The sequence below is a fragment of the Trichlorobacter thiogenes genome (assembly GCF_900167465.1).
Lineage (GTDB): Bacteria > Desulfobacterota > Desulfuromonadia > Geobacterales > Pseudopelobacteraceae > Trichlorobacter > Trichlorobacter thiogenes.
In genome coordinates, this window is the sequence record NZ_FUWR01000020.1 from 48,867 (window position 1) to 57,387 (window position 8,521).

General features: G+C 56.9%; 8 protein-coding genes. All 8 read right to left on the reverse strand.

Features of this window, described 5'->3' with window-relative positions:
* Nucleotides 1-6: 6 nt before the first annotated feature.
* Nucleotides 7-1,008: an ATP-binding cassette domain-containing protein gene (locus B5D39_RS14180; protein ID WP_078791109.1), complete on the reverse strand. Its 1,002-nt coding sequence runs from the start codon at nt 1,006-1,008 to the stop codon at nt 7-9.
* 5 nt (nt 1,009-1,013) lie between these two features.
* On the reverse strand, nt 1,014-1,700 hold the full coding sequence (locus B5D39_RS14185; protein ID WP_078791110.1) for a GTP-binding protein: 687 nt from the start codon (nt 1,698-1,700) through the stop codon (nt 1,014-1,016).
* Nucleotides 1,691-2,677: an ABC transporter substrate-binding protein gene (locus B5D39_RS14190; RefSeq protein WP_139366782.1), complete on the reverse strand. Its 987-nt coding sequence runs from the start codon at nt 2,675-2,677 to the stop codon at nt 1,691-1,693. Before B5D39_RS14190 ends, B5D39_RS14185 begins: the two co-directional genes overlap by 10 nt.
* Nucleotides 2,678-2,899: 222 nt before the next feature.
* Nucleotides 2,900-5,170 (reverse strand): TonB-dependent receptor, encoded by a 2,271-nt coding sequence (locus B5D39_RS14195; protein WP_078791111.1) that lies wholly within the window; start codon nt 5,168-5,170, stop codon nt 2,900-2,902.
* A 182-nt stretch (nt 5,171-5,352) separates the two neighbouring features.
* Complete coding sequence (locus tag B5D39_RS14200; RefSeq protein WP_078791112.1) at nt 5,353-6,372, reverse strand: ABC transporter substrate-binding protein; 1,020 nt, start codon at nt 6,370-6,372, stop codon at nt 5,353-5,355.
* Nucleotides 6,360-7,127, reverse strand: a complete 768-nt coding sequence (locus tag B5D39_RS14205; protein ID WP_208610597.1) for an ABC transporter ATP-binding protein — start codon at nt 7,125-7,127, stop codon at nt 6,360-6,362. The genes B5D39_RS14200 and B5D39_RS14205 overlap by 13 nt, the downstream gene beginning before the upstream one ends.
* Nucleotides 7,127-8,137 (reverse strand): FecCD family ABC transporter permease, encoded by a 1,011-nt coding sequence (locus B5D39_RS14210; RefSeq protein ID WP_078791114.1) that lies wholly within the window; start codon nt 8,135-8,137, stop codon nt 7,127-7,129. The genes B5D39_RS14205 and B5D39_RS14210 overlap by 1 nt, the downstream gene beginning before the upstream one ends.
* A 70-nt stretch (nt 8,138-8,207) precedes the next feature.
* A partial coding sequence (locus B5D39_RS14215) for a transposase (RefSeq protein WP_139366729.1) occupies nt 8,208-8,521 on the reverse strand: 314 nt, incomplete at its 5' end.

Below are 8,521 nucleotides of genomic sequence, written 5' to 3' on the forward strand. Positions count from 1 at the left end.
GCCACCTTAAAATTCCCCAGCTATCTCTTCCCCATTACGCAGGGCATGGCGCACAGCAGTCAGGCGGGCATCCATCTCCTCAAACAGGGTCAGGTTGGCCCGTTCTGCGGGGCTGGTGCTGCGGATGCTGGAAACGCCGCCATTTTTAAAGATCAGCCGCTGTTGCCCCATCAGGGCCAATATCGGGTCATGGGTGGACATCAGCACAATCTTGTCCTGATCAGCCAGCAGTGACAGTGCCCGCTTGCGGTCGATCCCGGCATTTTCTATCTCATCAATCAGGACGATTGGTGAGCTGCTGAGACAGGCCACATCCGCGATCATCAGGGCGCGGGATTGTCCGCCGGACAGGGCAGTGACCGGCGTGACCGGGGTGAATTGCTCACCAGCCAGGCTGTTGGCAAGTTCAAGGATGGTGGCGGTGATGGCAGCCGGATCAGCCACCATCCGGCTTTCTGCATGCAGCCGGATAAACTCCTCCGCCGAGAGGTCCATCACAAAGTTCATGTTCTGTGAAAGCTGGGCCACCAGTTTCTGCTCCACCGCATAGCGCCGGGCCAGATCAGGGGCTGCACCATTAATCAAGACCGTCCGACCGGTGGGGCTATCCCCTTGGGCCAGCCATTCAATATCAGCCAAAAAGCGGCTCTTGCCTGATCCAGTGGGGCCGACAATGCAGGTTACCTCACCAGGCCGCAGTTCAAGCCTGAAGTTTTCCGGATTGCCGCTCTTGTCACGTCCACCCAGCACGGTGACCGATGAGACCAGCGCCTGCTGCTGGTTGCGCAGCCGCTCTATCCCTGCCATGTAGTCGCAGAACTGCCCCAGCAGGTCCTGGCGTTCAATTCCCACATCCAGCAGCAGTTCTTCATCCAGTGCTGCCACGGTTCTGCCCAGTGTCTGGCCTTCAGGCAGTGATGATAGCCCAAGGGCAGAAAAGAACTCACGGGCATGGGGATGTTCACCAAACAACTGGTCAAGGGTCATATCAGCATAAGTGCTTTCCATAGCGATTACCCCAACTCCATCTTCTTAACGTTACCCATCTGGAAGTCCGCACCGATCCGGCGCTGGCCCAGGCAGTAGGAGCAGAGTGCGGCTGGCATGGAAAAGCGCAGCAGCTTGCCCTGCAGCGAATCAACCGCAGCAGCATCCCGTAGCAACCGCCCCAGCTCATGGCCACCCTGGCCGGTCAGGCCGTTGACATGGATGATCACCGCGCTGCTGTTGACCTGGCGGATGCGGTGGACAAAGACCTCCCGTTCTGCCTGGGAGACAATATCCCCCTTGGTAATCACCACGATATCGGCCATTTTCAGCATCGGCCCGATCTTGCGCGGGGTTTCTACACCACTTAAGTTATCGATCACGCAGACCGCGCAGACATCCTTGATATGGGGCGCGCAACGGTTACAGAGGCCGGCACTCTCGCTGATCAGCAGATCAAAATTGCTTTGCAGGCCCCAATCCAGACATTCTTCAATGTTGCTGACATAAAAATGATCCGGGCAGAGGTTGCCGGACAGACCGGTGCGGGCCGGTATGCCGCGCCGCTCATACAGCACCTGATCCCCTGAAGAGAGGCAGTCAAACTTTATCACACCAACGGAAACACCATCTGCCTGCAACGCCTCGGCAGTCTTGCAGATGATGGCGGTCTTGCCCGAAGAGGGCGGCCCTGCCACGGTTATCAGGCGCATCGGATGTTCTCTCCCCGTCCCTGCCGGAATGCGGCGTTTATGGCGCTGATCAGCTTTTTGATGTCATTGTTGATGATGTAATCCCAGCCGATCCATTTGAAGGTGGCAGCCTCTGGCAGCTGATTATCCACCTGGGGATGGACTGCCGGGAAAAAGGCCCCGCTAAAGATGGCCGCCACCCGGGGGCCAGCCCAAAAGGCCAGCAGGTCATCCAGTTCTGCCCGTTTCTCTGTCTTGACCAACATGGTAACCGGGCTGATCAGGGCACCATCATCGGGCCAGATGATGCTGTACTGTTCCTTGCCAACCAGGGTTTGTGCAAAAAAGAGCGGCATAACGCTGATGGCCGGTGCGTCAGGGCTGCTGCCCAGGGCTGCCTTGATCATCTGGGAAGGATGCCAGCCATACCGCACATTTCTGCCCATGCTGCGCAACCCGGCAACACCGGTATCCTTGTAGATGGTCATCAGCAGGGTTTCACAAAAGGTGCCGTCCTTGTGGCCACGGATGGCCAGACTGTTTTCATACTCCGGCTTCAGCAGATCAGCCCAGCAGCGGGGCACGGGACGATCACCCAGGCGGCGGTGATCAACCACCGGCACCAGCAGGTTCATGGCCAGCATGGTGTAATGCCCGGTTGGGTCGCAGACCCCCAGCGCGGAAAGGTGCCGGTCACCGGCATACTCGTTGACACTGACAAACTGGCCGGTCTTGATAAACCGCTCCACAAAAGGCGGTTCAAAAAGGCTGTTAAAACCGGGGGAGATGATAATGTCCGGGAACTGTTCCAGTTGTGTCAGTTGCTCCACCGTGTCGTAATAATCCGACTCAATGTTGGCATTTCCTTCCAGCTGGCAGCGCAGCGCGGTTGCACGCTCAGGTGGCAAAGTGGCCAGGTATTCGTCAAAGGCCTGTTCTATCGGCACCTTGACCGGGCAAGGCAGTAATGCCAGCAGATTCAATCCAGCACCAATCATGGGGTACTCCCTCTTCGCTGAGAGTTTTCATAGCTCTGTGAAGGGTGCATAACACAAGCCAAAACCAAGCAAGACATAACCGCCTGTAATTTCAAGCAGGAACCTGTTATCTATCCTGACTTGGCAACACGTATTGCTTTGTTCTGATCATAAATGCAGCACTCCTGCGGACAACGGTGCGGAATCTGCTGTCCACAGGAGGCGACAAATCAGGTAAGTCTGCTAAAACTTCACCCCTACACTACCCACCACCGTAAACGGGGCACCGGGATAGTAGCTGGTGGACAATGCCTCAGAAACATCCTGATCGTTCTTGATGGTGCTGATATATTTTTTGTCGAACAGGTTCATCAGGTTCAGGCTGACGCTTAGCTCATCAAAGCCCCAGACCTTTTTCTTGCGGTAGTCAATGGTCAGATCAACCACCTCGTAGTCGCTGATCTTCTCTTTATTCTCGATATCGCCATACCGCTCACCAACGTAGCGCATCACCGGGGTTACGCTGAAACCGGCAAAACTGGCGGTAGCGCCGATCTTGCCCAGCCATTCCGGGGCATCAGCCACCTGTTTGCCCTGAGACTGCACGGTCGTACCTGATTTTGTACGGATGTTGCTGTCGAACTTGAAGCTGTTGTAGGAAGCAGAGCCAAAGAGACTCAGCCACTCAAGGGGCTTGATACCGACTTCCAGTTCAGCCCCCATGGATTCTGCTGTGGCATTGCTGCGGTAATAGCTGACACCCACCACCGGGTCATACATCATGACCTGTTTGTCATAAAACTTGCCGTAGAACAGGGTCGGTGCAATATGCCAGGTACTGCTGCCAAAACGAGCCCCCAGATCGATATTATCCGAGATCTCAAGCTTCACATCGTCCCAGAGGTTCTGCAGGGTGATCCCCTTTGAGGTAAAGGCAGCCTGATTGCTCTTAAAGGTGGAATACAACGGCCCAAGCCAGCCTTCAGCATAGTTGCGGCCATAGGTCCAGCGCAGATTGGTGTACTCGTCAAAGTCATAGCGGAAGCCGATGTTGGGCAGCAGGGCATCCTGTGTTGCTCCATCGGCATGCAGGCCGACAGCAGGGCCGGAACTGGCTGCTATGGCGGCATCGTAGGAAATATCACCCAGGCCGGTGGTGTTGTAGCCGGTTACTGACGGCAGTTCAATCCGCACGTACTTGACCCCTACATCCAGTTTCAGCTTGCCAAAGGTGTTACTTAGCATCAGGTACGGTTCATGGAAGATACGATCCTCCACCTTGCTCAACATCATCCAGCTTTTAAAGGCCAGACCGCTGCTGGTGATGTTGTAGGCCTTCTGGCTGGTGGGGGGCGGCATGGTGTCGGCATCCTGGTACCAGTAGCCCACCTTGACCTGGGCAGTACCCAGCTTTACGGCATATTCGCCGGTGAAACCGATCTGCTCCTGGGTGATGTCTGAACGGGTAACAGATGCGGTTGCAACCGTACTGCCGTTGGCAGCATAGCGGTATCCTTCGGTGCCGGCAAAGTACGGTTTGAAGGTCAGGGTGCTTGTATCGGTCGGTTTGAACTCGATTACTGACAGAATGGCGTACTCATTGAATTTTTGACGGTTGTAGTCATAGTAATTGATATTCTGTAGAAGCGTAGGATTGCCGATTGGCGTAACCAGTGCGGTGTTATAATCATACCCACGGTAATAGCTGCCAGACCTTGTCTGACTATAATCCAGCGGCCGGTAGGCATGCTGGCGGAAGGTGTTAAAGACACCAAAGACAGAGGCCGTGGTGTTGCCGGGCAATGGCTGGGTAATGCCCACACTGACGTTGCTCCGCTCGCCGGTACCGGCGCCCCGCCATTTGTCAGCCCCTGTGTAGGAGGCGGAAGAAAACAGCTTGGTCTTGGTGGGTAGTTCGCCGGAATCAAGCCGCACAAAGGTGCGGTTGAAATGTTCTGAGCCATCGCTGCGCAGCAGGCTTAGGCCCATGGTGTTGCTACCCCAATCAAGTGACTGCTCCAGGGCGCCGGCGGTGTTGCCGAAGCCAAGACCTTTATCGGCCGGTATGGCCCCACGGATCAGGGACAGCTCGGACAGGTTATCCAGATCGATCAGGTTGCCCATGGCCCCCTGGCCCACGTTAACCCCTAGTGGCAGTCCTTCAATGGTACGGGAAAGTCGGGTAAAGGTATCAGCGATCTGGCCTCTGACCCGCAGCGGATTCTGGTCCATGCTCAGGCCAAAGGCATCGGTGCCCTCAGTATGCACCGACGGCAACAGATCCAGCGCCTTGTACGGGTTGGTGCGGGACGGTCCAGTCAGCAGATCAACCGTTTTTTTCGGCATCACGCTCTTGCTGGCGGTCTCGGCTGTTGGTTGTTCAACGAAGTCTGCCTCCTTGCTTGCCTTGACCGCCAGGCTTTCCATGGTGACCGCACCTTGTTCTTCTGCACCATAGGCCAGCCCGCTGCTTAACAGGAGCAACGGGATCACTGCTTTGCTGGTTAATCGCATCTTATAACCTCCTTGGGTTAATAATCCTTACAACAAGAGTCATTCACGCGGAGTCGCGGTGCCGCGGAGCAAGACAACCTGAATGTGACGACAGATCTGCTGAACGTCTTGTTTATCGCACTTGTCTGCTACCTCTCCTCCGCGCTCTTCGCGTCTTGCGTGCGACCGGTTTTCAGGTTTGTTCAGGGGATCTGCTTGCCCTGATGCTCAGCCTTCCACGCCTCCACAAAGATCTGCTGGGTGGCCTGCCGCAGTACAGCCAGATCATGTTCCAGCAGAAACGGCCAGCCGGGCCAGCTGAGTGGTGCGTCATCCGGTATGGCCTGTTGCGCTTCTGGATGCAGGGCCGGAAACATGGCGCCGCTGCAGATGTTGGCCACCTTGGTGCCGGCAAAGAAATCAATCAGCGGCTGCAACCGCTGATGTTCCGACTCCTTCACCAGCATGAACAGCGGCGTGGCCAGGGCCCCTTCTTCTGGCCAGATAATGGTCAGGTCATCCTGATTCTTGGCAGTCTTGGCAAAGAAGAGCGGCAGCATGGCAATGGCCGGGGTATCAGCCTTGGCCAACCCCAAATGTTTGACAAACTGGGAAGGATGCAGGCCATAGCCGATGGTGCGCCCCAGGGCACGCAGGCCGTCATCGCCAAACAAGGCATGCAGGGAAAGCAGGGCACTTTCGTTAAAGCTGCCGCCGTGGGCGCAGATGGCGGTGGTGCCGCCGTAGCAGGGGTCCAGCAGGTCTGCCCAGCGCTTGGGCAGCGGCAGGTCACCAATGCGGGATTTGTCCACGGCCAGCACATACAGATTGATTGCAATCACCTTGAAAAAACCGGTTGGATCGGTCAGCCCCAGTGAAGCCAGGCGAGGATGTACCGGCGTATTCTCCCAACGGTGGAACAGGCCGGTATCAAGAAAACGCTGACGGAATGGCTGGGAAAGGAAACCGTTCAGACCGCCGGAAAAGATCAGGTCAGGCAGGTCATTCAGTTGCTCGATACTGTCGGCCTGATCAACCAGCGAGAGCTGATCGCAGGCATCCAGGGTGGTTTGCAGGGCAATCCCCTGTTGCTGTTGATCTGCCAGCAACCGCGCCAGCTCAGTTTCCATTGGCACCTTCAGGGGGCAGGGAAACCCGGCAAACAGGTCCAGGTCGCCAAAACGGGTGTCATAGCTGTCTGGTGCAGTTGTTAAGGGCAGCATAGGTGTTCTCCTTGGGTATGGTGATGTTCAGTGCATGATTCCAGGCCGTACAGCGTGGCTACATTGGCCGGGGTAACTGTTTCTGCTGGTGAGCCGTCCCGCAGAATGGCGCCCTGCTGCAGCATTACCACCCGGTCTGCAACCCGGCGGGCATGGTCCGGGTGGTGGGTGGTGAACAGGCAGGTGTAGTGGTCCTGTTTCAGGGCCATCAGACGATCCAGCAGCCGTTGCTGATTACCGTAATCCAGCCCGTTGGTCGGTTCGTCCAGCACCAGTACCCGTGCCCCCTGGGCCAGGGCCCGGGCGATCAGGGTCATCTGACGTTCACCGCCGCTGATCTCGGTGTAGGGCCGTTCGCTCAGGTGGCTGATCCCCATCCGCTCCAGCGCCTCGTCGGTCAGTCGTCGATCCTCAGCGCCATAACGTCCCAAAAACCCGGCATGGGGCATCCGTCCCATCAGCACCACATCAAAGACCCGGTAACCAAACGCCTCGCGGTGGACCTGGGGGACATATGCCAGCCGCCGGGCCCGCTCCTTTGCCGGAATCCGGCGGATATCCTGACCATCAAGCCGGACCGTGCCACCATGGGGATGCAGGATGCCCAGCATCAGCTTCAGCAGGGTGGTCTTGCCGCTGCCGTTGGGGCCCAGCAGGGCCAGCACGCCACCGTCGTCAAGCTCAAGATCAAGCTGCTGGATCACCTGTTGGCGGCGATAGCGGAACGAGATATTTTCAAGTGAAATCAGCGCCATCACTGCCAGCCTTTCCGGGCATTGCCCAGCACCAGCATAAAAAACGGAATCCCCACCAGGGCGGTGACAATCCCGATCGGCAGTTCAAAGGCAAAGGCCAGCCGGGTCACGTCATCCACCACAATCAGGTACCCGGCACCCAGCAGAGCCGACACCGGCAGCAGGGTGGTGTTATCCGGCCCCACCAGCATCCGGGCAATATGGGGGATAATCAGCCCAACCCAGCCCACAGCACCGGCAATCACCACGGTCAGGGCGCTGATCAGGGTTGCGGCGGTGATCACCAGCAGCCTGACCTGTTGTACGTTGATCCCCAGTGCTGCGGCCTCTTCATCCCCCATGCTGAGCACATTAAGTTTACGGGCCGATAGCATCAGAATGCCCAGCCCCAGACAGATCGGCAGGCTGACCCGCAACACCGTGGTCCGGTCTGCCAGGGAGAGGTTTCCCATCAGCCAGTAAACAATGGCAGGCAGCTGGTTGTAGGGATCAGCCAGATACTTGACCAACGACAACAGTGCTGCAAAGAGCGCCCCGCTGATCACCCCGCCCAGCACCAGCATGATGGTGCCGCTGATCCGGTAGACCCTGGCCAGCCCCACCGCCACCAGCACCGCTGCCACGCCACCCAGAAAGCTGGCCAGCTGCACCTCGTACCAGTTTTTGAAAAAGACCATCCCCAGTGCTGCACCAAAGGAAGCACCGGACAGCACCCCCAGCAAACTTGGGGAGACCAGCGGGTTCACAAACATAGCCTGATATGCAGCGCCGGAGGTTGCCAGGGCAGCCCCGATCAGGGCGGCAGCCAGAATGCGCGGCAACCGGATCTCCAGTAGCAGGTTGCGCAGCAGCTCCATCCGTTCTGTTGGCAGTGCCGTACCGCCAAACCACTCCTGGCGGAAGAAACTGCTGATCTCTGCCAGCTGCAGCGGGTATTTACCCAGACAGAGCGAGACCACCATGATGGCCAGCAGCCCCACCAGGGAAAGGAGTAACGGCAATGGTTTCATCGACTCTCCTGTTTTAATTCCATAAAAACTTTGCCACAGAGCAACTGTGTTCTCTGTCAAGTAGTAACATTTAGTTAGCCATAGCTGGCTTCCACTTTTGACTGGTTTTAATCATGGCGTTTAAAATGGTCAGTAGCTTTCTCATGCATGCTACTATCGCTACTTTTGGCACTTTGCCAGCCTCTTTCAGTCGCTTATGGAATGCCTTGATAACCGGGTTGAAACGTGTTGCCGCAAGAGTGGCCATGTAAAGTACGCTTCGTATATCGGCTCTGCCACCACTGATACAGCGTTTGCCTCTGAAGTGTCCGCTATCTCGGTTATAGGGGCAGACACCGACAAGTGCGCTGATTTTTTTACGGTTCAGCGTGCCAAGCTCAGGTA